This window comes from Streptomyces coryli, from assembly GCF_011044975.1.
Taxonomy (GTDB): domain Bacteria; phylum Actinomycetota; class Actinomycetes; order Streptomycetales; family Streptomycetaceae; genus Streptomyces; species Streptomyces coryli.
On the sequence record NZ_JAAKZV010000127.1, the window covers coordinates 1 to 22,667 of the forward strand.

Annotated in this window: 20 protein-coding genes and 1 tRNA gene; 7 read left to right on the forward strand and 14 right to left on the reverse strand. The window is 72.1% G+C overall.

Annotation, left to right across the window (positions count from 1 at the left end; genetic code table 11):
* From G5C51_RS24920 to G5C51_RS24940, 5 genes are all read left to right on the forward strand, one after another.
* A partial coding sequence (locus tag G5C51_RS24920) for an acetamidase/formamidase family protein (RefSeq protein ID WP_165240438.1) occupies positions 1–1,111 on the forward strand: 1,111 nt, incomplete at its 5' end.
* Between the two features lie 21 nt (positions 1,112–1,132).
* Positions 1,133–2,401 carry an amidohydrolase family protein gene (locus G5C51_RS24925; RefSeq protein WP_165240439.1) on the forward strand — a complete coding sequence of 423 codons (1,269 nt, stop codon included), beginning with the start codon at positions 1,133–1,135 and terminating at the stop codon, positions 2,399–2,401.
* 4 nt (positions 2,402–2,405) lie between these two features.
* Entirely contained in the window at positions 2,406–2,981 is a 576-nt protein-coding gene (locus G5C51_RS24930) for a DUF1097 domain-containing protein (protein WP_165240440.1), read from the forward strand.
* Positions 2,982–3,056: 75 nt separating this feature from the next.
* The gene (locus G5C51_RS24935; RefSeq protein WP_165240441.1) at positions 3,057–4,043 is read left to right on the forward strand and encodes a zinc-binding dehydrogenase; all 987 of its coding nucleotides are present in this window, start codon (positions 3,057–3,059) and stop codon (positions 4,041–4,043) included.
* Between the two features lie 115 nt (positions 4,044–4,158).
* Positions 4,159–4,575 (forward strand): hypothetical protein, encoded by a 417-nt coding sequence (locus tag G5C51_RS24940; RefSeq protein WP_165240442.1) that lies wholly within the window; start codon positions 4,159–4,161, stop codon positions 4,573–4,575.
* 9 nt (positions 4,576–4,584) lie between these two features.
* Here the strand turns inward: G5C51_RS24940 and G5C51_RS24945 are convergent, their stop codons facing one another.
* The 10 genes from G5C51_RS24945 to G5C51_RS24990 form a co-directional block, all read right to left on the reverse strand.
* Positions 4,585–7,587, reverse strand: a complete 3,003-nt coding sequence (locus G5C51_RS24945; RefSeq protein WP_165240443.1) for a BTAD domain-containing putative transcriptional regulator — start codon at positions 7,585–7,587, stop codon at positions 4,585–4,587.
* Positions 7,588–7,646: 59 nt separating this feature from the next.
* Positions 7,647–7,719, reverse strand: a tRNA-Ala gene (locus G5C51_RS24950).
* A 103-nt stretch (positions 7,720–7,822) separates the two neighbouring features.
* Positions 7,823–8,458 carry a histidine phosphatase family protein gene (locus G5C51_RS24955; protein ID WP_165240444.1) on the reverse strand — a complete coding sequence of 212 codons (636 nt, stop codon included), beginning with the start codon at positions 8,456–8,458 and terminating at the stop codon, positions 7,823–7,825.
* Complete coding sequence (gene rsfS, locus G5C51_RS24960; protein ID WP_165240445.1) at positions 8,451–8,891, reverse strand: ribosome silencing factor; 441 nt, start codon at positions 8,889–8,891, stop codon at positions 8,451–8,453. Before rsfS ends, G5C51_RS24955 begins: the two co-directional genes overlap by 8 nt.
* A gap of 65 nt (positions 8,892–8,956) precedes the next feature.
* On the reverse strand, positions 8,957–10,678 hold the full coding sequence (locus G5C51_RS24965; RefSeq protein WP_165240446.1) for an LCP family protein: 1,722 nt from the start codon (positions 10,676–10,678) through the stop codon (positions 8,957–8,959).
* 83 nt (positions 10,679–10,761) lie between these two features.
* Positions 10,762–11,400, reverse strand: a complete 639-nt coding sequence (gene nadD / locus G5C51_RS24970; RefSeq protein WP_165240447.1) for a nicotinate-nucleotide adenylyltransferase — start codon at positions 11,398–11,400, stop codon at positions 10,762–10,764.
* Between the two features lie 32 nt (positions 11,401–11,432).
* The gene (locus G5C51_RS24975; protein ID WP_165240448.1) at positions 11,433–11,612 is read right to left on the reverse strand and encodes a hypothetical protein; all 180 of its coding nucleotides are present in this window, start codon (positions 11,610–11,612) and stop codon (positions 11,433–11,435) included.
* Between the two features lie 111 nt (positions 11,613–11,723).
* Positions 11,724–13,070, reverse strand: a complete 1,347-nt coding sequence (locus tag G5C51_RS24980; RefSeq protein WP_165240449.1) for an extracellular solute-binding protein — start codon at positions 13,068–13,070, stop codon at positions 11,724–11,726.
* Positions 13,067–15,643 carry a caspase, EACC1-associated type gene (locus tag G5C51_RS24985; RefSeq protein ID WP_165240450.1) on the reverse strand — a complete coding sequence of 859 codons (2,577 nt, stop codon included), beginning with the start codon at positions 15,641–15,643 and terminating at the stop codon, positions 13,067–13,069. The genes G5C51_RS24980 and G5C51_RS24985 overlap by 4 nt, the downstream gene beginning before the upstream one ends.
* A gap of 32 nt (positions 15,644–15,675) precedes the next feature.
* Entirely contained in the window at positions 15,676–16,056 is a 381-nt protein-coding gene (locus G5C51_RS24990; protein ID WP_165240451.1) for an effector-associated constant component EACC1, read from the reverse strand.
* A gap of 186 nt (positions 16,057–16,242) precedes the next feature.
* Here G5C51_RS24990 and G5C51_RS24995 point away from each other — a divergent pair, with 186 nt between their 5' ends.
* Positions 16,243–17,307: a M48 family metallopeptidase gene (locus G5C51_RS24995; protein ID WP_165240452.1), complete on the forward strand. Its 1,065-nt coding sequence runs from the start codon at positions 16,243–16,245 to the stop codon at positions 17,305–17,307.
* A 79-nt stretch (positions 17,308–17,386) separates the two neighbouring features.
* Here G5C51_RS24995 and G5C51_RS25000 read toward each other — a convergent pair whose 3' ends face one another.
* From G5C51_RS25000 to G5C51_RS25015, 4 genes are all read right to left on the reverse strand, one after another.
* On the reverse strand, positions 17,387–18,472 hold the full coding sequence (locus G5C51_RS25000; protein ID WP_165240453.1) for an SCO2583 family membrane protein: 1,086 nt from the start codon (positions 18,470–18,472) through the stop codon (positions 17,387–17,389).
* Between the two features lie 90 nt (positions 18,473–18,562).
* The gene (locus G5C51_RS25005) at positions 18,563–19,048 is read right to left on the reverse strand and encodes an SCO2584 family spore wall biosynthesis protein (protein WP_338118299.1); all 486 of its coding nucleotides are present in this window, start codon (positions 19,046–19,048) and stop codon (positions 18,563–18,565) included.
* 66 nt (positions 19,049–19,114) lie between these two features.
* Positions 19,115–20,392 carry a glutamate-5-semialdehyde dehydrogenase gene (locus G5C51_RS25010; RefSeq protein WP_165240457.1) on the reverse strand — a complete coding sequence of 426 codons (1,278 nt, stop codon included), beginning with the start codon at positions 20,390–20,392 and terminating at the stop codon, positions 19,115–19,117.
* 147 nt (positions 20,393–20,539) lie between these two features.
* On the reverse strand, positions 20,540–21,070 hold the full coding sequence (locus tag G5C51_RS25015; protein ID WP_165240454.1) for a hypothetical protein: 531 nt from the start codon (positions 21,068–21,070) through the stop codon (positions 20,540–20,542).
* 285 nt (positions 21,071–21,355) lie between these two features.
* Between G5C51_RS25015 and G5C51_RS25020 the strand changes: the two genes are divergently transcribed.
* Positions 21,356–22,645 (forward strand): phospholipase D-like domain-containing protein, encoded by a 1,290-nt coding sequence (locus tag G5C51_RS25020; RefSeq protein ID WP_165240455.1) that lies wholly within the window; start codon positions 21,356–21,358, stop codon positions 22,643–22,645.
* Positions 22,646–22,667: the final 22 nt, after the last annotated feature.

The window sequence follows — 22,667 nt, forward strand, 5'->3', positions numbered from 1 at the left end:
AAGAGACAGCCTCCCCGTCGACGGCACCCACCACCTCCACAGCACCGAGAAGACGACCCGCTGGGGCGAACTCCCGCACGCCGGCAGCCCCCACGTGCTCTCCGTCGACGACGGCGACACCCTCACCGTCGACCTCGTCTCGCACGAGGGGATCATGCCCGACCAGGGCCGCGACCCGGTCGCGTTCTTCGGCGCTTACGGCGTCCCGGCCGCCGACGTGCTGCCGGACGCCCGCGCGATCGCCGAATCCGACATGGCGAGCGGGCTCGAGCCCCTCCGCGGCCCGCACATCGTCACCGGCCCGGTGGCCGTGCGCGGCGCCCGCCCCGGCGACCTGCTGCGCGTCGAGACGCTGTCCCTGCACCGGCGCGCGCACTACGGCATCATCTCCAGCCGCCACGACCGCGGCGCCCTCCCCGGCGAACTCCCGGACGGCGACGCCGAGCTGACCGGCCCCGACACCCGGCGCGGCCCGACCGGCACCATCAGCGCGTTCTGTGCGGTCGAACGGGACGCGGCAGGCGATGAGTTCGGGATTCTGCGCTACTCCCCCACCCGCGAGGCCCGCTTCCCGCTCACCCCCTTCGCCGGGATCATGGGCGTCGCGAGCGGCACCGAGGCCGACACGCGCAGCTCCGTCCCGCCCGGCCCGTACGGCGGCAACCTGGACGTGAAGCACCTGACCTGCGGCTCATCGCTCTATCTCCCGGTGCAGGCCGAGGGCGCCGGCTTCTACGCGGGCGACCCGCACTTCGCCCAGGGCAACGGCGAGGTCGCCCTCACCGCCTTCGAGGCCCCGCTGCGCGCCACCTTCCGGCTGTCACTGATCCGCGGCGAGGCGGCCCGGCTCGTACAGGGGCTGGCGGCGGAGCCCTTCGCCGAGACCCGTACGCACTGGATCGCCATCGGCCTCGACGCGGACCTCGACGAGGCGATGCGCCAGTGCGTCCGCTCCGCGCTCGCCTTCCTCACGTCCCGTACGGGCATGGACCGCCCGACCGCATACGCCTATCTCAGTGCCGCCGCCGACTTCGAGGTCTCGCAGGTGGTGGACCAGATCAAGGGCGTGCACTGCCTGCTCCGGAAAGCCGACTTCCCGGGCCTGCTCTAGCAGCCAAGGAGAGAACCCCTCATGACGGACCTACTCCTCCGCGACGTGCGCGTGGAGAACTCACCCGACCCGACCGACATCCGCATACGCGACGGCCGCATCACAGCAATCGGCGGTCCCGACACCTCCCCCGCCACCGAAACCCTCGACGGCGACGGCCGCATCGTCCTCCCCGGCCTCGTCGAGACCCACCTCCACCCCGACAAGGCCCTCCTCGATTCCGTACGCCCCAACCCCACCGGCACCCTCGCCGGCGCCATCAGCGTCACCGCCGAGCTCAAGGCCGGCTTCACCCACGCCGGGGTGCGCGCCCGCGCCGAGCAGGTGCTGCGCATGTGCGTCCTCAACGGCACCACCACCATCCGCGCCCACCCGGACGTGGACCCGGTCGCGGGCCTGACCGGCCTCGAGGTGCTGCACGAACTCCGCGACGCATGGGCCGACTTGGTGACACTCCAGACGGTCGCCTTCCCGCAGGAGGGCATCCTCCAGGCGCCCGACACCCACAAGCTCCTCCGGAAGGCCCTCGACGCCGGCGCGGACGTGATCGGCGGCTGCACCTACGCCGAGAAGACCCTCGACGACTGCAAGCGCCACATCGACCTGGTCCTCGACCTCGCCGCGGAGTACGGCGTCCCCGCCGACATGCACGCCGACTTCGCGGACGACACCGCCGACCCGCGCTTCGCCCTCGCCGGCTACATCGCCGAACAGACCGCGGCCCGCGGCCTGTCGGGCCGGGTGGCCCTCGGCCACGTCACCTCCCTCGGCGGCCTCCCGCCCGCCGAACGCCGCGCCGTCGCCGCCGAACTCGCCGCCGCGGGCGTGGCGGTGGTCTCGCTCCCCGCCACCGACCTGTTCCTCGGCGGCCGCCGCGACGAGCGGGCCGTCCGCCGCGGCCTCACTCCGGTACGCGACCTGTGGGACGCCGGCGTCCTGCTGGCCTGCTCCAACAACAACATCCGCAACGCCTTCACCCCGTACGGCACCGGCGACCTCCTCGAAACGGCCCTCCTCCTCGCCCGCCTCGCCCACCTCTCGGGCCCGGCGGACCTGCACCGGGTGCTGCGGACGGTCACCCACGACGCGGCAAAGGTGGCGGGCCTCACCGACTACGGCATCCACCGGGGCGCCCCCGCCGACCTCGTCATCCTCGACACCCGCGACTACGACGCAATCCTCCTCGACCGCCCCGCACGCACCGCGGTCATCAAGGCGGGCCGCATCGTCGCCCGCACCACCCGCACGTCAGACCTGACCCTCGCCCCCACAGGCGCCCTGGAGGCATAAGCCCATGACCGACACGACAGCGGCCGCTCAGCAGCAGCAGGCAGCGACCCCGGACACCCCGACCGTCGTACGCGAGCGCATCCCGCACGAGATAGTCGCCTCCGTCCTGGCCGCGACCACGGCCTTCATCGGCGGTACGGCCCTCCACCTCCCGCCGTGGGCGATCTTCATCGCCTGGGCCGGCACCTTCCTCCTCGGCGGGCCGAATCTCGTCAACGCCAAGAAGCTCTGGTTCGCGATGCCGATGGGCTCCACATACGCGCTGATCATCGTGCAGCTGGAGACCAACTGGGGCACCTCCTTCGGCGACAGCCAGTTCGCCCGTAACTGCTTCGCCGCGCTGTGCATCCTCGTGATCAACACCACCCTGATGTACACCGGCAGGATCGGTCTCTTCGCCCTCATCCCCGGCATGTTCTTCGGCTTCGCGAGCTACTTCGCCACCTTCTTCGGCGGCTTCGGCTACGACGCGGGCAACCCGTGGTCCGCCTGGCTCTGCGTCATCGCGATGAACGCCCTGGGCCCGGTCTACGCCTGGCTTTCGGTACGGCTGGCGTTCCCGGTCAAAGAAGGGGCTTGACCTCAACCATGGTTTAGGTCGGAGGCTCGAGTCAGCAGCAGAAAGCCGCACCACTCGATACCACCGGGAGCAGCCATGCACGCCGTCGTCCTGCACGAGTTCGGCCCCGCCGAGAACCTCCGCTACGAGCCCGTGCCCGACCCGGAGCCCGGCCCTGGCCAGGTCCGTATCGCCGTGCGCGCGGCGGGCGTCCACTTCGTCGACACGGTGATGCGCAACGGCCCCCAGGAGGGCGCGATCTCCCCGCCGCCGCCCGACCTCCCCGCCATCTTCGGCGGGGAGGTCGCCGGGGTCGTGGACGCGGTCGGCGACGGCGTCGACGCCGACTGGATCGGCCGCCGCGTCGTCACCAAGGAGGGCAAGCCCGGCGGATACGCCGAGCTCGCCGTCGCCGACGTCACCGACCTGCACCGCATCCCCGACGCCATGGACGACGACACCGCCGCGGCGACGATCGTCACCGGCACCACCGCGGTGAGCCTGCTGGACCTGGCGGAGCTCACCGCCGAGGACGTGGTGCTGGTGACCTCCGCCGCCGGCGGGATCGGCCGCCTCGTCGTGCAGCACGCCCGGCACGTCGGCGCCAAGGTGGTCGGCGCCGCCGGCGGCCCGGCGAAGACGGCGGCCGTGCGCGAGCTCGGCGCCGACCTCGCGGTCGACTACAACGAGCCGGGCTGGGACAAGTCCGTCCGCGACGCCCTCGGCGGCCGCCGGGTGACCGCCGTCCTGGACGGCGTCGGCGGCGACAAGGCGCGGGCAGCCTACGCCACGCTGGCCGACGGCGGCCGCTTCCTGACCATCGGCGCCAGCTCCCAGCAGGGCTTCGGCGAACCGGACCCCGAACTGCTCACCGAACGCGGCCAGACCTACACCAACGCCCTGCTCCACATGCTCGAGCACTACGACGAGCTGCTCCCGGCCCACACCACCCGCGCCCTCGAAGCCGCCGCCGAGGGCCGCCTGGTGCCGTCCGTCCAGGCCTTCCCGCTCGCCGAGGCCGCCGCGGCCCACGCCGCGCTGGAGGAACGCCGTACGACGGGAAAGGTGCTGCTCAAGCCGTAGCAGCGCGTTCTGCAAGCGTTCTGCAAGGCTTTTGCAGCAGGGGGCTGCCACTGTCACAGGCAACGTGCGGCACAGCGAACGCCGTACGGTTCCACACGCAACTAGGAGCCATCCTGTGAAGCTTCGAATGGGCCGGATACTCACCGGTGCGGCCGCGCTGGCCGCCGCTGCCGTCATGACGACCGGCGGCAGCGCCTCCGCCTACCCCGACCCCGGTTTCGACTGGGACCACATCTTCGGCATCAACAGCGACACCCCGGCGTCCGGCGTGCGCGTGTACGCCGAGGAGAACGGCGACTACATCTCGGTGTGCGACACCGCCAAGGACGGCTACTCCGCCAAGGTCATCGTCGGCGAGGACGGCTACTCCGGCGACTCGTACGGCATGACGGCCTCCGGCGGCAAGGGCACGTGCAAGACGCACAAGGCGAGCGACGGCGCCAGGTACAACCTGGAGGAGAACAACGGCGTCAGCCTGAAGTACTGGGCCAAGGGCGGCGACAACTACGCCTACTTCAAGAACGATCACTGAGTAGGGCCCTCAACGGCGGACAGCCGCCAGGAGCTTGCCCGCGCGCTGCTCCACCGGGCGCAGCCGCAGCTCCCTGGCGGCCGCCAGGGCGGCTTCCGCCTGCTCGACGGCGGCCGCGGTGTCCCCCTCCGCGTACCGCACCCGGGCGAGGCCGATACGGGCCTCCGCCTCCTGGTGACCGAAGCCGGAGCGGGTAGTGATCGCCAGCGCCTCCTCCAGGCACGCCGACGCCTGGGGGAGTTCGCCGCTGAGGCAGAGCAGCTCGCCCAGGTTCGTCAGGCAGTCGCTCTGCGCGCTGGGGTCGGCGGTCTCGCGGGCGAACGCCAGCGCCTTCTCGGCGAGCGGGCGGGCCAGGTCGAGGCGGCCGGTGTCGCGGTGCGTGCGCGCCAGGACCTCGTGGGCGTCGGCTTCGTTGCGGCGCTTGCGGTGCTCCTGGGACAGCCGCAGGGCCTGAGTGCCGTCGGCCAGCGCCGCCTCGTAATCTCCGCGGCCGTGGTGGGCGATGGCCCGGTTGACCAGCGGGCTGATGGTGCCGAGCGGCTGCCCGTGCCGCAGCGAGAGCTCGATGGCCTCGGTGGTGCGCTCGATCGCCTGTTCCGACTCGCCGAGGTAGGAGTGGATGAACCCCATGACGTTGAGCGCGATGCCGAGGAGCACCGGGCGGTCGAGGTCGCGGATCAGCGCCACGGCGCGCTGCTGCCACTCCAGCGCCTGGAGCATCTGGCCCCGACGCCCGTAATAGACGGCCAGATTGATGAGGACGCTCGCCTCGCCGGGTACGTAACCGGCGCTGCGGAATCCCTCCAGGGCGCCGCGGAGGTGCTCCAGATTGCGGCCCTGGTCCTCGATGTGGTGGCCCAGCACCCCGAGGCTCTGCAGCATCGCCGCCTGTGCGAGGGCGTCGCCCGCGGCCTCGGCGGCCTGCAGCCCTGCGGTGGCCACCGTCTTCCATTCGACCCGGTGGTGCCGGTAGTAGAGGTACATGCGCAGCTGGTCGGCGAGCTGCCAGGCGATGTGCCGCGGGCCCGCCTCGGCGGCGCGGCTGACCAGGGCGACCAGGTTGGCGAGCTCCTGGTCCAGCCACTCCAGGGCCTGTTGCCGGTCGGCGAACCGGCCGGAGTCGGCGCGCTCCCGCGGGAGTTGCGCGATGCCGGTGTACTCGAAGGCCGTGGCGGCGTCGGCGGCCGCGAGATACCAGTCGCACAGCCGCCGCCACGCCTTCTCGTGTCCCGGCTCCGCCACCGCGTGCTCGGCCGCGTACAGCCGCAGCAGGTCGTGGAAGACGAACCGGTCGGCCGCGGTGCGCTGCACCAGGCTCGCGCCGGCGAGCACGTCCAGCAGCTCCTCGGCCACGGCCGGCCCGTCCCCCAGCAGCGCCGCGGCCGCCTCCGCGCTGAAGTCCGGCCCCGGGTGCAGGCCGAGCAGGGCGAACAGCCGGGCCGCGGCCGGGTCCAGCACGGCGAGCGAGTGGTCGAAGGCGGTACGGACCGCGGCCCGGCGGTCACCGGCGATGGACAGCTTCGTCAGCCGCCCGTCGCCGTCCAGCTCGGTGGTGTACGCCGCCAGCGCCCGCCCCGGCCGGGCCGCGAGGTTGGCGGCGGCGATCCGCAGCGCCAGCGGCAGCCGCGCGCACTGCTCGGCCAGCCGCCCGGCCGCCGCCGGCTCCGCGGCCACCCGCCGCTCGCCGAGCACGCCGGACAGCAGGGTGTGCGCCTCGTCCGGATCCAGCACCTGCAGCCGTACGGCGTGCGCGGCGTGGCTGACCCCGAGCCCGCGCAGCTCGGGACGGCTGGTGACCACCACGGCCACCCCCGGGGTACCGGGCAGCAGCGGCCTGACCTGCTCGGCATCCGCGGCGTCGTCGAGCACGATGAGCACCCGGCGGTCGGCCAGCCGGCCGCGGAAGGCTGCCGCTTGGTCGTCCAGCGTCTGCGGGGTGGCCGCCGCGTCGAGGCCGGAGGCGTGCAGCAACGCCGCGAGCACCTCGGACGGATCGCGCGGCCGGTCACCCGCGCCGAGCAGCCGCACGTACCACTGCCCGTCCGGGAAGACCGGCCGCAGCCGGTGCCCGAGCTGCACCGCCAGCGCCGTCTTGCCGACGCCGGGCGAGCCGGTGATGACGACGGGCGCGGCGGGGCCGCCGTGAGATGCCGCCGTCAGCAGGTCCGCCAGTTCCCGTATCGACTCATCCCGGCCCACGAAGCCCGGTACCGCGGGCGGCAGTTGGCACTGCACGGTCCAGTCCGGCCGTGGGCTGCCGGCCGCCGCGGCGCTCAGCTCCGGTTCGTCGCGCAGGATGGCCTGGTGCAGCTGCCGCAGGGCGGCACCCGGGTCGACGCCGAACTCCGCCGCCAGGCTGCGCCGGAACGACTCGTAGTGGGCAAGCGCCTCGGCCTGCCTGCCGGAGCGGAACAGCACGGTCATGAGCTGCGCGGCGAGCCGCTCGTCCCACGGATGTTCGGCGGCGAGGTAGCGCAGCTCCTCCGTCAGCCCGGCCGGCCCGCCCGCGGCGAGCCGGTGGTCGATACGGTCCAGCACCGCGGCCAGCCGCTCCTGCTGCAGCCGGGCCCGCACGGCTTCGGCCCAGTCACCGGCTATCCCGGACAGCGGCTCCCCGTGCCACAGCCCCAGCGCCTCGTCCAGAATCCGCTCGGCCTCGCCGCTGCTGCCGGCGTTACGGGCCTGTGCGGTCAGCTCCCGGAAGCGATACAGATCGACATCGGCGGCAGGCACCGTGAGCAGATAGCCGCCGGCCCGCCGGAGTATCTCCACCGCACCGTCGCCCTGCGGCCGCAGAGCCCCGCGCAGCCGCGTGATGTAGCTGTGCAGCGTGCCCCGCGCGGTGGGCGGCGGGGACTGTCCCCACACACACTGGATCAACTGATCGGTGGAGAGCGTCTTCCCCGGCGTCAGCAGCAGCGCGGCCAGCACACATCGCTGCTTGGGCGAGCCGAGGCCTATCGGATGCCCGTCGCGCGATGCCGCGACCGGCCCCAGCAGCTGAAAGCTCACCGCGCCAACCTACCGAAAGATCCCGCCCGGTCGAATCGACCTGACGGGATCTTGTGATGTGGAGCTAAGGAGAATCGAACTCCTGACCTCTTGCATGCCATGCAAGCGCTCTACCAACTGAGCTATAGCCCCGCACTCGCCGCTGTGCTCCGGGGAGCGCCGCGAACGAGGAAAAGCTTAACCGGGGAGCGGCCGAAAAGAGAAATCGGCTGTTCAGCGGCTGTGGACAGGCAGCTCAGTCGTCGTCACCGAGCACCGGCTCCGGCAGCGTGCCGGCATTGTGCTCCAGCAGCCGCCAGCCGCGGGCGCCCTCGCCCAGCACCGACCAGCAGCAGTTCGACAGCCCGCCGAGGGACTCCCAGGTGCCCGGCGCCAGGCCGAGCAGCCGGCCGATGGTGGTACGGATGGTGCCGCCGTGGCTGACCACGACGAGCGTGCCCTTCTCCGGCAGCTTGTCGACATGCGCCAGCACCACGGGGGCGGCCCGGTCGGCGACCTCGGTCTCCAGCTCACCGCCGCCGCGCCGCACCGGCTCGCCGCGCTTCCACGCCGCGTACTGATCGCCGAACTGCGCGATGATCTCGTCGTGCGTCAGCCCCTGCCAGCTGCCGGCATACGTCTCCCGCAGCCCGGAGTCGTGCACCGCCTCGAGCCCGGTCACCGCCTCCAGCTCGGCGGCGGTGGCGCGGGTGCGCTTCAGGTCCGAGGCGATGATCGCGTCCGGCTGCAGCGAGGCGAGCAGCCGCGCCGCGCGGCGGGCCTGCTCGACGCCGGCCTCGGTCAGGGCGATGTCCGTGGAGCCCTGGAAGCGCCGCTCGAGATTCCAGGAGGTCTGGCCGTGCCGCCACAGGACGATGCGGCGGTCAGTCATTGCCGGAGCTCCCGGCGAACTCCTCCGGGTGCGCCTTCGCGTATTCGACGCCCTTGCCGCGGGTGGCCTCGGCGTCCGCGGGCAGCGGCAGCGTCGGGCAGTCCTTCCACAGCCGCTCCAGGGCGTAGAAGACGCGCTCCTCGGAGTGCTGGACATGGACGACGATGTCGCCGTAGTCGAGGAGCACCCAGCGGCCGTCGCGCTCGCCCTCGCGGCGCACCGGCTTGGCGCCCTGCTCCTTCAGCAGGGTCTCCTCGACGGCGTCCACGATCGCCTTGACCTGCCGGTCGTTCGGCGCCGACGCCAGCAGGAAGGCGTCGGTGATGGCGAGGACGTCGCTCACGTCGTAGGCGATGATGTCGTGCGCGAGCTTGTCGGCGGCCGCCTGCGCGGCGGTGCGGATCAGCTCGGTGGAGCGGTCTTCAGCGGTCACTTAGCCGGCTTTCGGTCCGAGTGCAGGTACACCTCAAGGATCGCATGTCCCACGGACAGTGCCCGTCAGCCCTTGAAGTCCTGCCCCAGCACCACCGCGATGTCGGCGCTGGCCGGCGTCTTGCCCTTCTTGACCGCCCTGTCGGTCAGGCCCAGGGTGCGGGCGACCTCCTTGGCCGCCTCGGCCTGCTTGTCGTCGCCGTACGTGATCCGGGTCGCCGGCTGCGCCGCCGACGCCGTGCTGGCGCCCGAGTACGAGAAGCCGCCGTTGACCAGCGCGATCTTGGCCTTCTCGGCGAGCGCCTTGCTGCCGGTGGCGTTCTGCACGCTCACCCGCGGCTCGGCCGCCTGCTCGGCGTTCTTCACGGTGCCGCCGAGCACGTCCTTGACCACGGACTCGGTCTGCGCCGCGCTGAGCGTCCCGTCCCGCTGGACCGGCAGCAGCTTCGTGTCGTACGCGCCGGACTTGGCGTTCTCCGCGAGCGCGGCGAGCGAGGCCGCGAGCTGGCCCTCGGTCAGCGACGGGTCGGGGATCTGGCCCAGCGTCTTCACGATCTCCTGGGCGCCGGAGGTGTCGCTCGGCGTCTTCTTCAGCACGCCCTGCATGACGGCGCCGAAGCGTGCCAGCTGCTTGCTCTCCGGCTCGCCCTTGGCGCGGTACGTGGCGTACGCCACCGCGGCCCGGCCGTTCAGGTCCTGCCCGGCACCCTTGGTGACCAGCGGCTGGTCGCCCTTCTTGGTGGCGGGGACGGTCGTGTCGGCGTTCACCTGGATGCCGCCGAGGCTCTCGACCAGCAGCTCCAGATACGGGGTGTCGAGCCGCCAGGTGCCCTTGGTGTCGGAGCCGAGCAGCCGGTCGATGCCGTCGCGGGTGGCGCCCGCGCCCTCCGCCTCGACGGACTTGCCGAGGGTGGTGGCGCCGCCGTCGTCCGTGGACAGCGCGACGGAGTTGGGGAGCAGGACGGTGGTGGCCTTCTTGGTGGTGGCGTTGTCCACCAGCAGCGCCGTGGAGCTGCCGCCGCCCTTGGTGTTGCGCAGGTGGACGACGATCACGTCGCGCTTGTCGCCCGCGGCGGCGGCGTTCTGCGTACCGCCGGAGACGAACGGCAGCTTGTCCGCCCACCACAGATAGCCGGTGCAGCCGATCAGCGCGAAGACGAGCGTGACCACCAGCATCGTGCGCCGGTTGCGGCCCTTCCGCTTCGCCTCCTCGCGCCGCTCGGTGCGCGACTCGGTGAACTTCAGCCAGTCGATGACGTCCTCGGCCTGCTCCGGCTCGTCCTCGATGAAGGAGAACTGCTCGGTGTGGTACTCCCGCTGCTGGTGCTGCCCAGGACCCGGGCCCGGCGCCGGGCGCTGCTGCGGGACCTGCGGCATCTGCTGCGTGGACCACTGCTCGCCGGTGTCGGCGGCCGGGCCGTAGGGGTCGTAGGCGGGCGGCGCCTGCTGCGGGGCCGGGGCCTGCGGGGCGTAACCGTGCTGCGGCTGCGGGGCCTGCTGCTGGTAGGGGCGGCCGTACGGGTCGTAGCCGTAGCCCTGCCCGGGCGGCTGGCCCTGGCCGTGGCCATGGCCCTGACCCTGGCCCGGCCCCTGCTGGTAGTCGTAGCCCTGCTCGCCGTACGGGTCGTAGTCCTGCCCATTGGTGCCGTACGGGTCGTACCCGTACTGCTCCTGCCCGTACTGCTGCTGCTCCTGGCCGTACGGGTCCTGCCCGTACGGACCCCGGCCGCCGTCCTGGGGACCTCCGTCGCCGTAGCGCCGTCTGTCGTTCACCGGTGCCCCTTCCATGGTGGCCGTATGGCCGTGCTCTCGGTCCCCGCCGGTCCCGGTCGTACCCCCCGCCCCGTCAGTCGCTACCCGCATCCTGCGGGCTAAACGTCCTCGCGGTAAAGGTTTCGCTTGCTGATGTACCGCACGACACCGTCGGGCACCAAATACCAGACCGGTTCGCCGTTAGCCACCCGTTCCCGGCAATCCGTGGACGAAATGGCCAGCGCCGGCACCTCCACCAGCGAGACGCCGCCGTCCGGCAGCCCGGGGTCGTGCAGCACATGCCCGGGCCGGGTGACGCCGACGAAGTGCGCGAGCGAGTACAGCTCCTCGGCGTCCCGCCAGGTGAGGATCTGGCCGAGGGCGTCCGCGCCGGTGATGAAGAACAGGTCCGCGTCCGGGTGTTCGGCCCGCAGCTCGCGCAGGGTGTCGATCGTGTACGTGGCCCCGCCGCGGTCGATGTCGATGCGGCTGACCGAGAACATCGGGTTGTCGGCGGTGGCGATCACCGTCAGCAGATACCGGTCCTCGGCGGGCGACACCTTGCGGTCGCTCTTCTGCCAGGGCTGCCCGGTGGGGACGAACACCACCTCGTCGAGGTGGAAGCGGTGCGCCACCTCGTTCGCGGCCACCAGGTGCCCGTTGTGGATCGGGTCGAAGGTGCCGCCCATGACACCGAGCCGCCGCTTCACCGCGGCCGTCGGCGCGGAGGCGGCCTCCGTGCTGCCGTCTGCTGCCATGCGTTCAGAGCCTACCGGGCTCGCGAACGGGCTCAGCGGTCCCGGTTGAAGCGGGTGACGACGAACAGCAGGAACAGCAGCACGGCCAGCGCGCCGCCGCCGATGGCGTAGGCGTTGAGGCTTTCGTGGTTGCCGTTGTTCGGGTCCAGCTCACCATGACCCTCGGCGGCGATGGTGAGGGCGAAGTTGTGGGCGGTGGTGAGAGCGCTCATCGTCAGCAGACCTGCTTCGTCGGTGGGCGGGCAGTGTTCTGGGGCACATCGTAAGGGGGGCGCCCGGCGCGCATCACGTCGGCCTGGGCCGATCAGGGACGTGTCCGGGCGTCACTGACCCTTCAGCGCCTGGTCGAGCCGGTCCGCCAGCGACTCCACGTCCGCGCCCTCGGGTACGGCCCTGCCGCGCTGGCGGGCGGCGAGCTGCTCGTGGACGGCCTCCTGGATGTCGCGGGTCACCGCCGCGTAGTACGGCGTGACCGGCCGCGCCTTCGCCGCGTCGAGGGCGTCGTCCAGCGCCGCGTCGTACTCGCCCCGCAGCCGGTCCGGCACGTCCGCCTGCTCGGGCCGCCCGCCCTTGACCAGCCGGGCGGCGCAGTCGCCGGTCAGCGCCTCCTCGCGCGCCGGCACGAAGCCGCCCGCGCGCAGGCACCGCCCGGCCGCGGTCCCGGTGAGGTCGGCGACGAGCTGCCGCGCCTCCTGCGGGGCGCCGGTGGTGAGGGCCAGGTTCTGCCCGCCGAGCGCTGCCGGGCCCGGCAGCGTCGTGACGCCGTACTCCGCCCGCGGCCCGTCGCCCCGCTTGTTCTCGGCGTCGGCGAGCCGGTCGAGCGCGAACGGCCAGTTGCGCATGGCGAGGGTCTCGCCGGCGAGGAAGCGCTCGACGCTGGTGGTCTCGGTGGCGCCGAGCGAGTCGGCGCTGAGCAGCGGCAGCGGCGGATTGCCGGGGTCGTACGGGCCCGCGGGCTTGAAGCTCGCCGCGAGCTCGTCGAGGCCCGCGCGGGCGGCGGGCTCGGCGACGCGGACCTCGCCGTCGCCGTCGACGATGGTGCCCTTGTGCCGCCACACGGCCTCGTGGGCGTTGACGGTCAGCCCCTCGTACGGGCTGAGCTGGGTGATCAGCCCGGCGGTGACCTGCTGGTCGCGTTGCGTACGGAAGCGGGCCACGGCCGCGGTCAGGTCGCCGTAGTCGTCGGGCGCGAAGTCGCGGCCGAGCAGGTCGGCGCGGTAGTAGAGCAGCCCGACATCGGTGTTCCAGGGCACCGCCCAGCTCTTGTCCTCGTATCGCACCGTCTGCCGTATCTGCGGCCTGAGGCCCTTCAGCGACCTGGTGAGGGTGGCGTCGAGCGGCGCGATCAGCTCCTGTTCGGCGAACTCCGCGGTCCAGGTGACGTCGAGGTTGACGATGTCGTAGCCGTCCTTGTTGCCCGCCTGCAGCGCCGCGGCGAGCTGGCTGCGCTGCCGGTCGGCGTCCTCGGCGAGCTCGACGATCTTCACGGTGACGTTCTCGTGCCGGTCGTCCCAGGCCTCGATGAGCTTGCGCCGGATGCCGCCGCTGGTGAGGTCGCTGCCGGTGGCGATGCGCAGCTCGACGGGATCGGCGGCAGTGCCCGCCCGCGGCGCCGCACACGCGCCCGCGAGCAGCGCCGCCACCGCCGCGAGCACCACGAGCCGCCTCATCGGCCCTTCCCCTCGGTCAGCGCCGCGACCGCCCGCGACAGCTGCGCGGGCAGGTCGCCGGAGAGCGCGGCGCAGGCGCCGCCGGAGGCGTGCGCCAGCGCGCCCGGCTCGTGCGGTGCCGCCTTGGAGTCCGCGCAGCCGTACGGGCGCATCGACGCCACCACGACGGGGATGCCGCGCCGGTGCAGCTCGCGGCCGAGCGCGCGCAGTTGCGAGGTGCGCGGCGGCTCGCCCTTGAGATAGTCGCCGTCGGTGACCAGCAGGACGGCGTGCTGGGTGCCGTCCTCCGGCCCGCCCTCCGTCGCCTCCCGTACGGCCTCGAGCAGGTCCGCCTGCCGCTGCCCTTCGGGCCGCAGGGCCGAGCGCTCGAGGCCCAGCCCTGCGCCGGGCTCGCGCCAGCCCTCGGTGACCTCCGCCGTGCCGCCGCCGTCCTTGCCCGCCGGATAAGTCCGTAACGCGAAGCGGTCCTTGGCGCCCAGCCGCCCCAGCGACTCCTCGACCGCCTCCCTGGCGGCCTCGAAGCGGCCGCGCTCGCGCATCGACGCCGATACGTCGAAGAGCACCGTGAGCCGCAGGTCCGGGTGGGCGGCGCGGAAGCTGTCGAGGCGGTCGTCGAGCTCGGTGCCGCCGATGTCGACGCCGAGGGTGGCCTGCCGCTCATACCCGGCCGCTTCGACCTCGCCGCGGCCCGCCGGGGACTTCAGCCAGCTGCGGAAGGCCGCGATGGCGGCGTCCCTGGCCCGCCGGTCGGCGGCCTGCCAGCGGACGGAGACCAGCGGATAGTCGAGGCGCGGCACGCCCCGTAGCTCGTAGCGCTGGAAGTCGGAGGGCGCGGCGGGCGGGCTGCCGCCGGGGCACTGGCCGCCGAGCGGCTCGCCGTCGATGAGCAGCTGCGCCTGCCGGCCGGTCACCAGCGCCCCGGCCGGGGCGTCCGCCTCGTCGCCGGTGCCGTTCCGGGCCGCGGTGCGCAGCTCGCAGAGCGCCTGCCCGGCATCGGATACGGACCTGGCCTGGCTGATCACCTCGGTCTCCAACTGCCGGATCGCCTGGTCGTCCAGGACGCCCTCGGAGTAGGTGAAGGGCTGGTCGGTGACCCGCTCCCGGGCGTACATGCCCAGCGCGTGGCCGAGGCCGACGCCGGAGACGGCGGGGTTCGGCCGCAGCAGCCGCAGCCGCTCGCCGTCCTCCCTCTTCAGGGCCGCGCGCAGCCGCGGCCAGTCGGTGGTGCCGACCGTCCCGTCGGTGTCCTTGAGGCCCAGCCGCTTGCGGGCGGCGTCGGTGAGAACGAGCACCGGGCGGTCGCCCGCCATCCTGGCGGTCGAGAAGAAGGTCTCCCGCTGCTGGCCGCCGAGCCCGGAAAGACCGCCCTTGATCAGCTCCACCTCGGCGCTGGACTGCGCGGCCCACAGATCCGGCTGCGGCCCCACATCGGCGAGCGCACCACGCGCCCCGCCGCCCCAGTCGCCGGCGTGCGCGAAAGCCGATCCGAGCGCGTCGAGCCCGGTTCCGTAGACGGTGATACGGGCCGTGCGGCAGTCGCGCGCCCGGCCGTTGTCGGCGTGGTCGGCGCCGGACTTCTCGAACTCCTCCACCAGCTCCGACATCGGCGCCACTTCCTCGGGCGCGGTGGCCATGCGCAGCTCGAGCGGCGGCGGGCAGGGGTCCTCGCGGGTCGCGTACAGATAGCCGGTGATGCCGCCGGCGAGCAGCACGAGGCCCATGCCGACGGACAGCACCCGGTTCGGCAGCGCGGGATGCCACAGCGCCCGCGGCGGCGGCACCAGGCCCACGGCCCGGCGGGCGGCGCGGCGCAGCTGCTGCTCGACGGGGACCCGGGTGGTGCCGAGCGCGAGCGAGAGGACCGTGTCCGCGCCGCCCGAGGTGGAGATCTCCCGCGGGTGGTACGGGAACGGCTGCGCGGTGTTCTCCTTGTCCTCCGCCAGCTCGCGCAGCCGGGCGCCGAGGCTCTGCACCGTCACGTACTCGTCCGGAGAGACGCCCTCGCGCAGCACCTCGGCGAGCGCCGCCGTGAACGGGCTGGGCGCACCGGCGACTTCGCCGGGCGAGACCAGCGCGTTGAAGCCCGAGGAGGTGATCAGCGACACCGCGCGCCCGTCGGGCAGCAGATCGAGGGGGAAGTTGCCGGAGAAGCAGCAGTCGAGGATCAGCACGACGCGCCTGCTGCGCCCGGTGCTCAGCTGGGCCATCAGGTCGGCGACGCTGAGCCCGGTCAGGCCCGGGCGGTCGAGGCTGCTCTCGCGGACGGCGAGATAGAGCTCGCCGGTGTCGAGGTTGTGGAAGCCGTGCCCCGCGTAATAGACGAGCAGCAGGTCGGTGGAGCGCTTCTGGGCGCCGTCGATCGCCCGCAGCACGGTGTCCCGGTCCGGCGGGTCGGTGAGCAGCCGCACCCCGCTTGGGCGCAGCAGCCCGGTCTGCGGTGCGGTGAGCGCGTCCCGTAAGACCTGGATATTGCGGTGCGCCGCGTCCAGCCGCTCGAAGTCGGCACCGTGGGTGAAGTGTCCGGCGCCGATCAGCAGGGCGCGGGAGGCGGCCGGCGTGGCCGCGTACGGCATGGCGTCTCCTCCCCCTGGTCCTGCCTACGCCCTCACGACCCCCGCAGCCATTGCCGGATGCGCAGCTCCAGCTCCTCGAGCCGGCCGCGGTCCATGCCGTCCGCCTGCACCTCGAGGCGCTCGTCGCCGTGGTGGATCACGATGTTGAGGTCGTCGTTGCGCTGCGTCTTCAGATGTGCGACGAGGGAGCGGATCAGCGCGCCGGCGAGCACCTGGACGGAGTCGGGGCCGAGCTCGACGAGCAGGTCCTGCACCACGCCCATCGCCGGATCCGCGCCGGGCCGGTCGACGGTGCGCACCCGCCCCTTGAACTCCTCCTGCGCACTCAGCCAGCGCTCCAGCCGGTCCACCGCCTGCGGTGTGGCCGCGGCGTCCTTCGGCTCGACGGCGATCATCACGCCTTCGGTCTCCATCGTCCCCGTTCCCCCTTACTCTCCGTCCCGAGCTCATCACCTTACGGCGAATGTGCGCTCAATCACACCGGCGCACGGGCCAGTTGAGACCGCACTGGAACCAACTGCCGCAATTGCGAGTTCCACCCTTTAGGCTGGGCAGCCAGTCGGACGCTGACTACGGGGATCAGGAGGGGGAGGCCACCGATGTCGGACCTTCACAAGAACGTACCCAGCCGGGAACGCAAGCGGTTCCCAGGAATCTCATCCCGCGCATACGAGCACCCGGCTGACCGCGGTGCGCTCGTCGCGCTCCGTAAGCTCACCGGATTCGACACGGTCTTCAAGGCGCTGAGCGGCATGCTGCCGGAGCGCTCGCTGCGGCTGCTGTTCCTCTCCGATTCGGTCCGCGTCAGCGACGCGCAGTTCGCGCATCTCAATGCGATGCTGCGCGACGCCTGTTACATCCTGGACCTGGAGAAGGTCCCGCCGATGTACGTGACGCAGAACCCGCAGCCGAACGCGATGTGCATCGGCATGGACGAGCCGATCATCGTGGTGACCACCGGCCTCGTCGAGCTGCTCGACGAGGAGGAGATGCGCGCGGTCGTCGGCCACGAGGTGGGGCACGCGCTGTCCGGCCACGCGGTCAACCGCACCATCCTGCTGTTCCTCACCTCCATCGCCGCCCGGGTCGCCTGGATCCCGCTGGGCAACCTCGCGATCATGGCGATCATCACGGCGCTGCGCGAGTGGTTCCGCAAGTCGGAGCTCTCCGCCGACCGCGCCGGGCTACTCGTCGGCCAGGACCTGCAGGCGTCGATGCGCGGCCTGATGAAGATCGCCGGTGGCAACCACCTCCACGAGATGAACGTGGACGCCTTCCTCGGCCAGGCCGAGGAGTACGAGCGCGGCGGCGACCTCCGCGACTCGGTCCTCAAGATCCTCAACGTGCTGCCGCGCTCGCACCCGTTCACCACGATCCGCGCCGCGGAGCTGAAGAAGTGGGCGGAGTCCCGCGACTACCAGCGCATCATGGACGGCCACTACCCGAAGCGCCAGGACGACAAGGACGCCTCGGCCCGCGACTCCTTCAAGGAGTCGGCGGCGTCCTACACGGAGTCGGTCAAGACCTCCAAGGACCCGCTGATGAAGCTGGTCACCGACCTCGCGGGCGGGGCCGGCGACATCGGCGGCCGCCTCAAGGACCGCTTCGGCGGCAATGGCCGCGAGGGCGGCTCCCCGCCGCCGCCGCGCGACTCGGGCGAGTAAAGACACCTCAGCCCTCAAAGACACCTCAGCCCTCCTCCGGGACTCTCCGGGGGAGGGCTGTGCTGTGTCTATGGGCTGTCTAAGGCGACGGCTGCGAGCTCGGTGAAAGCACTCCGCAGAGGTTGCCCTGCCGGTCGCCCGCCCGTGCGTACGGGTCCGTGCCGGCCCGGCCGAGGCCGCGGTCCTTCTCGCCCGCGAGCAGCGGCTGCAGATAGCCGGAGGGGTCCGCTGAGCACCCCAGCGGCCCCGCCGCCAGCGACGTCTCCACCGGCCGCAGCTGGTGCTGCCGCAGGTTGTCGCGGTCGAACCGCATCCGTACCACCCGGTGCGCCGTGAACAGCGACGCCGGCTTCCGCTCCGCCTCCGCGGCAGCGGACCCCGCGGGCCGCAGCGCGTACACGAAGGTATGGTCCGCGACGACCTCGAGCTCCTGCGCATTCGCCTCGGAATACGTGACCGTCCCGTCCACCCGCACCTTGCGGTCCGCGAGCGCCACCCGCGCCGGGTTGAACCGCACCATCCACCCCGTCGCCGCATGCTCGCCGTCCGCCACCGGCCGGTCCACGCTGCGGTCGAACTGGGCCAGCAGATCCGGATCGAGCTGCAGCCGCACCGCCCGGGTGTCCCCGCCGGTGAGCGTCCGCGGCGTGATCGCGGAGTTCAGGACGTACTCCTTGGCCATGTTCAGCGCCGCGGCCACCTGGTCGCGCGAGAAGTGCGCCGTGCCCCGGCCCGACGGCAGGATCACGCCTGCGGCGCCGGTGCGGAAGTGCACCGCAGGGCTGTGGTCGAACAGCGCCTCCGTGCTCCCGCCGGGTACAGGGCCGGACGGCGTCAGCGGCACCACCGCCGCGTGCAGCGGATCGGCGTCGGCGCGCGCGGGCGGCTGCTGATAAGGGTGGCGTACGCCCATGTAGATCGCCGTGCCGAAGGCCACCGCGATCAGCAGCACCAGCACCAGCGCCTGCTTCGACACCCCGCTGACGCTGTTGCGGCGCCGCCGGACGGCAGGCGCGTGATCGCCCATCCGCTCCTGGGCGGAGTACTCCTCCAGGCGGGCAGCATTGACGAACGATTCGTCGAACACGACGGATCGGAATTCCTCTTCGCCGCCTCCAGGAACGCCGTCGGGTGTCCCCTCAGGAGGGTCTCCACGCCCGGTCATAACAGAAGGGTAGGTCGCCCCGCGCGTTCGTAAACCGACCGGGTCGCGACAAGTTACGCAGGGTCCGGTCGCCTCTGCGGCGACCAGCCGTCAGCGCGGCGCCGCGGGCGCGACCGGTACGCCGGATTCCGCGGACGTGGAAGTGCTGCTGGGGCCGCCCGGCGACGGCGCCTCGTCGCGGCCCGGGTTGCTGCTGCGGTAGACCGCCGTGAAGACCAGCGCGACGATCCCGACGCCCATCACGACCGCGAGCAGCAGCGCGACCGGCCGCTGCCAGCGCAGATGCCCGCGATACGGGCTGAGCCGGCCGCCATAGGGCCCGTACGGGCCGTATCCGTCCTCGTCGATGCCGTCGTCCGGCTCCGGGTCCCCCGCCAGCGCCGCCTCGGCCTGCGCCTGGGCCTCGGCAGCCGCGACCATCCGCTCGACCGCGCTGGGCTCGTGCACCCGCGCCGCCCGCACGAATTCCTCGTCGAGAATGACCGCGGCGAACTCATCCTCCGCGGCCGCGTCAAAACGGCTGTCGGGCTCCTCGCCGTCCTGGAACGGCGGCCTGCCCCCCACGTCATCCGGCACACCCAAAGCCTAGACCGAACCGGTCAATTTGGGCAGGGCGTATCAGCAGGCCAGCACGGCGCAAGGCTAGGGAATCGGGCCGCCCTTGAGGTGTCCGTCCCCGGTGACCACGTACTTCGTCGAGGTCAGCTCGGGCAGCCCCATCGGCCCGCGGGCATGCAGCTTCTGGGTGGAAATCCCGATCTCGGCCCCGAAGCCGAACTCGGCGCCGTCGGTGAACCGGGTGGACGCGTTCACCATCACGGCCGCTGAGTCCACATGGGCGACGAAGCGCCGCGCGGCGGCGGTGTCCCGGGTGACGATCGCCTCGGTGTGCCCTGAGGACCAGGTCCTGATGTGCTGCACCGCGTAGTCCAGGGAGGGCACGACACCGGCGGCGATGTCGTACGACAGATACTCCGTGTCCCAGTCGTCCATCGTCACCGGCACCACCTCGACCCCGGCGGCCGCGCCGGCCTTCGCCCAGGCCTCGTCGCCATGGACCGTCACGCCGGCCTCCTTGAGCGCCCGCAGCGCCCGCGGCAGGAAGGCGTCGGCCACCGCCTGGTGCACCAGCACGGTCTCGGCGGCATTGCACACGCTGGGGCGCTGCGCCTTGGAATTGACCAGGAGGTCGACCGCCAGGTCCACATCGGCGTGCTCGTCCACGTACACATGGCAGTTTCCGGTGCCGGTCTCGATCACCGGGACCGTGGACTGCTCCACGACGGTACGGATCAGGCCCGCCCCGCCGCGCGGGATCAGCACGTCGACCTGGCCGCGGGCGCGCATCAGCTCGAGCGCCGACTCGCGCGACTCCCCCGGCACCAGCTGCACCGCGTCCGCGGGCAGCCCGGCGCCGCCGACCGCGTCCCGCAGGACGGTGACCAGCGCGACATTCGACTTGTACGCCGAGGAACTGCCGCGCAGCAGCACCGCGTTGCCCGACTTCAGGCACAGCGCGGCGGCGTCCACCGTGACGTTCGGCCGGCCCTCGTAGATGATCCCGACGACGCCGAGCGGCACCCGCACCTGGCGCAGCTCCAGCCCGTTCGGCAGCGTGGAGCCGCGGACCACCTCGCCGACCGGGTCGGGGAGCCGCACCACGTCCCGTACATCCGCGGCGATGGCGCGGACCCGCTCCGGGGTGAGGGTGAGCCGGTCGATGATCGCCTCCGACGTGCCCGCCTCCTCGGCCTTTGCGACGTCCTCGGCATTGGCCTCGACGATCTCCCGCGTCCGCACCTCGAGGGCGTCGGCGATGGCGAGCAGCACATCGTCCTTCGCGGCCCGCGGCAGTGGCGCCAGGTCGGCGGCCGCGGCCCGCGCCCGGTAGGCGGCGCGGAGCACCGGGGACTGGGGCATGGGATCCGGGGCGGTGAGGCCGCTGCCGCTACCGCTGCTCAAGCTGCTGCTCATGCGATGCAGGGTAGCGAGGCGGCGGGACGGCGGCCGAAGTTTTCCACAGGCTGAGATCGTCCACCGAGGTCAGCACCGGCGTCAGCACGGCCGTCAGAACGGGTGCACCCCCACCGGATGCGCCGGCGGCGGCCCGTAACCATCGGCCACCCGCTGGTGATACGTCTGCCGGTCGATCACCTCGAGGCCGACGATCTCCCACGGCGGCAGCTTGGCGGAGTTGCGGTGCTCGCCCCACAGCCGCAGCGCCACGGCGGCGGCGTCGTGCAGATCGCGGGCCTCCTCCCAGTACCGGATCTCGGCGTGGTCATTGGCGTACCGGCTGGTCAGCAGGAACGGGTGGTCGTGGGCCAGCTGCTCGAGCGAGCGCCGGACATCCTTCAGCGGCGCCTCGGGCCCCGAGACGCTCAGCGTGATGTGCCAGAGCCGCGCGGTCTCGCGCTCCGGCTGCCCGTTCCCCAGGTCTCTCAGGTTGTCGACGCTGCGCGGCCCCGCCGCACGGCGTCCGTCCACCGCCTGCGCCCCGTCTCCCTCCGTCCCGTCCGCTCCGGGACCCGTCCCGACACTGGACAGGTTCCGTTCCGCCACAACTCGGGGCAGCGCCCCCGGGCGCCCTCGACTCACGGGCGGCCTCCTGAATACGTATCCGCACGGACCGCCTTCCAGCGACGGCCCCATGAACAAAGTTGACCAGCCTCAGCGCTGCGATGGGGCGCTTTTCGGTGAACCGCTGCGATCCGGCGCGCAGTTTCGGCCGTGTCCGTCCTTGAACAACGTTGCACCGCGATGAGATCCTCACCCGGCTGACCAGTCGAACACAGATGCATGCAAACGCGCGTTTGGGGGCGAACGCGCCGTAGAGAGGGGTTTCGATTGGTCGGGCTACGCACGCTTGCCATCACCGTCGTCATGACCGCCGCAGGCGTACCCACCGCCCTGGGGACATCACCCGCGGCCGCGCAACCGGCGCTTGCACAACCCGCGCCCGCGCAACCGGCGCCCGCGCTCCTCGCCGAGGGCCCGGTCTTCAACGATCCGCTGGGCACCGACACCCAGAAGTACGCGATACGCGAGCGCATACTCCAGCTCACCGCGTCCGCGGTGCCCGGCTCGTCGATCAAGGTCGCGATCTACCACGTCTGGGACCAGCCGGTGATCGACGCACTGATAGCCGCCCACCAGCGCGGCGTCCGCGTCCAGATCCTGCTGGACTCCACCAACAAGTCCGACCCGAAGGGCACCCCCGCCTACAACCAGCTGCTGGCCGCCCTCGGCTCGAACGCCGCGGCGGGCTCCTTCGTACGCCTCTGCCCGACCGGGAAGTCCTGCCTGGGCGACCCGCAGTTCGGCGCCTCGATCATGCACAACAAGTTCTTCCTCTTCTCCCAGGTCGAGGGCGCCTCGAACGTGGTCGTGCAGACCACCTCGAACATGACCCCGGGAGCCTTCACCCGCTTCAACAACGACGCGCTGGTCCTCCCGGACAACCCGACGCTGCACACGGCCTACTCGAACTACTTCCGCGACCTCCTGGCCGCCAACTGGCAGGCCTGGCGCTACCGCACGGTGGGCACCGACCCGTACAAGGCGTACTACTTCCCGCGGACCGGCACCACGAACTCCACGGACACGATCGACGCGATCCTCAACAACGTGCAGTGCACGTACCAGGACGCGAACGGGGTCACCCAGCGCACCAAGGTGCGGGTCGGCATCTTCAAGATCACGCGGAAGGTGATCGCCGACAAGCTGACCACGCTCCAGAAGGCGGGCTGCACGGTCGACGTCGTCTACGCCGAGGCCGACAGCGCCCGGAGCCAGAACGGCACCCCGGGCACCTGGGACGCCCTGCACGCCACCGGCGGCCCGTCGGTCCGCTGCTACAACGACCCCCGCAACCCGAACGACCCGTCGAAGCCGCTGTCGACCCCGTACATCATCCACTCGAAATACCTGCTGGTGGACGGCATGTACTTCGGCGCGAGAGACAAACTCACCTTCACCGGCAGCCACAACTACACGGGCCCGTCCCTGCGCGAGAACGACGAGACCCTGGTAAAGATCGACGACGACTCGGTCCACGACGCCTACGCGGCAGGCTTCACCCGCATCAAGACGGCGGCATACCCGGGCACGTCGGACGGGACGGACCTGTGCATGGGCGTCAAGCCCCTACCCCAGGACCCGGAGACGACGTAGGCCCTGTCTCTTATACACACTG